The sequence below is a fragment of the Bradyrhizobium sp. 139 genome, assembly GCF_023074175.1.
Taxonomy (GTDB): Bacteria; Pseudomonadota; Alphaproteobacteria; order Rhizobiales; family Xanthobacteraceae; genus Bradyrhizobium.
Genome location: NZ_JADPKS010000076.1, coordinates 1 through 2,402, shown reverse-complemented (window position 1 = coordinate 2,402; position 2,402 = coordinate 1). Strand labels below are relative to the sequence as shown.

Below are 2,402 nucleotides of genomic sequence, written 5' to 3'. Positions count from 1 at the left end.
CAGCAGGGTTTACGTCGTTGAGTTTGCAGGTGGCGACGATCGAGGCGAGCAAAGCCCAGTTTTCCGCCCCGATTTCATGTCCGGCGAAGAGCGCGTTTTTCCTGGTCAAGCAGATCGGCCGGATGGCGTTCTCGACCGGGTTGGTGTCGAGCTCGAGACGCCCGTCTTCGAGGAAGCGGGTCAGCCCCTGCCAATGATTGAGCGCATAGCGGATATCCTCGGCGAGCGTCGAACCGCTGGAGATCATCGACAGCTGTTTCTCGAACCAGGACTTCAACGCGGCGACCATGGGCAGCGAGTGCTCCTTGCGCGCGGCCAGCCGGATGTCCGGCGACGCGCCGCGCACCATGGCTTCGATGGCGTAAAGCTGGGCGATGTGCCGAATGGCGGCCTCGGCGATCGGCGACTTGCTGTTGCGGGCCAATTTCACAAAGCGCCGGCGCAAATGGCTCCAGCAATGCACGAGCGTCCAAGGCCCTTGCGGTCGAACGACTTCGGTCATCCGGTCATATCCGTCATAGGCATCGCATTGCAGGAAGCTTCCGCCAAAGCCGTCCAGGAACTGCTCCGCGAAGGCGCCGCTGCGACCGGGGGCATATCGGAACAACACGATCGGTGGACTTGGACCGCTGTGGCCACGGTCGTCTGACGCGATCGCCCAGAAGTAGCCTTTCTTCGTTTGACCTCGCCCCGGATCAAGCACCGGTGCCGTGGTCTCGTCCATGAACAGGCGATCCGCCATGGCCAGGTGGCGGCGCATGTGGTCCGCGATGGGCTGAAGATGGAAGCAGGCGCGGCCGGACCAGTTGCCCAGAGTCGCCCGATCAAGCCGAATGCCTTGACGCGCATAGATCTCGGCCTGACGATAAAACGGCGTGTGGTCGCCAAACTTGGAGACGATCACATGAGCGATAGCCGCTTCGGTCGGCAGCCCGCCGGGCACGACGTGTTCCGGTGCGTGCGCCTGCGTGACAGGGCCCGAGCAGCGGCGACAGATGTATTTCGGGCGACGTGTGACCAGCACGCGCCATTGCGCCGGGATCACGTCGAGTCGCTTGCTGACGTCCTCGCCGATCTTCGTCATGGCGCCGCAACCGCACGGACAGAGCGTGCTCGCAGGCTCGATGATCCGTTCCACTCGCGGCAAATGGGCAGGCAGACAGCCGCGATTGCGATGGGAGCCTCGATCCGGATCGCTGCGCGATCGACCCTGGATGACCTTCTCGGCTCTTTCCTGCGCCGCGTCCAGAATGCCTTGCGCGATCTCCACGTCTTCGAGCGGCAAATGGTACTGATCTGGTCGTAGCTTCTCGGATTTCGAGCCGAACTTGTCGCGTCGCAATTCGCCGAGAATGACCTCCAGCCGACGCCGCGCTTCCTCCGATGCCGCCAGTGCCCCCTGATGCTCGCTCAAGGCCGCCTGCGTTTGCGCCAGAAGCGCCTTTAGGCGTTCGTTTTCGTCGCGCAGTGTCGCGATGCTCATGCGCTATTTCGAGCACATCGCCGACGCCCGTGCCACGATCAAAATAGCTGCCGAGTCATTCTGCCGCAGTTATCCCGCCACCTGCGGGCGCCGTGCTTCTTCCGGGCGGACCAATCTCCAATCCAGCCCTTCGAACAAGGCAGCGAACATCGCCGGCGACATGCGCATCACTCCGTCCGCGATCGTTGGCCAAACGAACTTGCAACCTTCGAGGCGTTTGTGCACCAACACCAGACCCGTTCGATCCCAGACCAAAATCTTGATCCGGTCCGCTCGTTTCGATCGGAACACGAAGGCTGCGCCGCTGAACGGATCGAGACGAAGCATCTCCTGTACCTTCGCCGCAAGCCCGTCGTGGCCACAGCGGAAGTCGATCGGCCGCGTGGCAACGTAAATCTTCAGATCAGCACCGGCCGCGATCATCGTGACGCTCGCACCGCACGGATCACCCGGGATAGCTGGTCAGCATCTATGGCTGTGTCAGTCCGCAGCACGACATCGCCGATCGCAATCTCAAGCTTGACCGCCGGAGCCTGACGCTCCTCCAACGCATCTTCCACAACCAGCGGCGCAAACGTTGGTGGAGACGCCTCGCACGGCGGCAACATACCTCGCTGTCGAAGCCGCCGTCGCCAATCGTAGACCTGCCAGCGCGTCACTCCGTGCTTGCGCGCTACCTTGGATACCTGGGCGCCGGGCAACAGACTCTCCGCGGCGATCCGAGCTCTCTCAGCTTCCGACCGCACACGACGTCCTGACGGCCCTTCAAGAATCTCCAGCCGGCTCACCGACACCGCCGATGAGCCGTCCAAATAGACGTCCTTTTTGCTGTCCAATCCCATCCGAAGCCTCCGTCCTAAGCGGAGGCTTCGCACAGCCATCCCAGTCCCGAAGCAAGGGTTCCCGCTTAGCGCTTACC

At 62.6% G+C, this 2,402-nt stretch carries 3 protein-coding genes; all 3 read right to left on the bottom strand.

Features of this window, described 5'->3' with window-relative positions:
- Positions 1-1,483, bottom strand: a 1,483-nt coding sequence (locus tag IVA80_RS18500) for an IS66 family transposase (RefSeq protein ID WP_247433196.1), incomplete at its 3' end; no start/stop codon positions are given.
- Between the two features lie 69 nt (positions 1,484-1,552).
- Positions 1,553-1,906, bottom strand: a complete 354-nt coding sequence (tnpB, locus tag IVA80_RS18495) for an IS66 family insertion sequence element accessory protein TnpB (protein ID WP_080134255.1) — start codon at positions 1,904-1,906, stop codon at positions 1,553-1,555.
- Positions 1,903-2,325 carry a transposase gene (locus IVA80_RS18490; protein ID WP_247433193.1) on the bottom strand — a complete coding sequence of 141 codons (423 nt, stop codon included), beginning with the start codon at positions 2,323-2,325 and terminating at the stop codon, positions 1,903-1,905. The genes tnpB and IVA80_RS18490 overlap by 4 nt, the downstream gene beginning before the upstream one ends.
- Positions 2,326-2,402 lie beyond the last annotated feature (77 nt).